The sequence below is a fragment of the Halomonas sp. ND22Bw genome (assembly GCF_003011945.1).
Classification (GTDB): domain Bacteria; phylum Pseudomonadota; class Gammaproteobacteria; order Pseudomonadales; family Halomonadaceae; genus Halomonas; species Halomonas halophila.
The window spans coordinates 1-243 of sequence record NZ_PXWD01001586.1 but is presented as its reverse complement, the minus strand read 5'-3'; the positions used below and the strand labels follow the sequence as shown (position 1 = coordinate 243).

The window sequence follows — 243 nt, the reverse complement described above, 5'->3', positions numbered from 1 at the left end:
CGCTTATGAAATCGTCACTGGCGCTCGGCGCGAACTGGGAGAGCGGTAGTGCGTCTGCTCACCTTGATCCGGGCAATGCTCTCGCTGCGGCTGCTCGCCGCGCTCGCTGCGCTGCTGATCCCTGCTGCGGCATTCGCCGAACCCGGCGACGTGCAAACCGCATGGCGGCTGCTCGACTATATGGCCGTCGATTATGGAGGCGCGGTCGCGAACGGTCGGATCAAGAGCGCGTCGGAATACGCC

General features: G+C 65.0%; 1 protein-coding gene. It reads left to right on the top strand.

Going from position 1 to position 243, the window contains the following annotated elements:
* Positions 1–48 precede the first annotated feature (48 nt).
* Positions 49–243, top strand: a 195-nt coding sequence (locus CVH10_RS23595) for a hypothetical protein (protein ID WP_146143360.1), incomplete at its 3' end; no start/stop codon positions are given.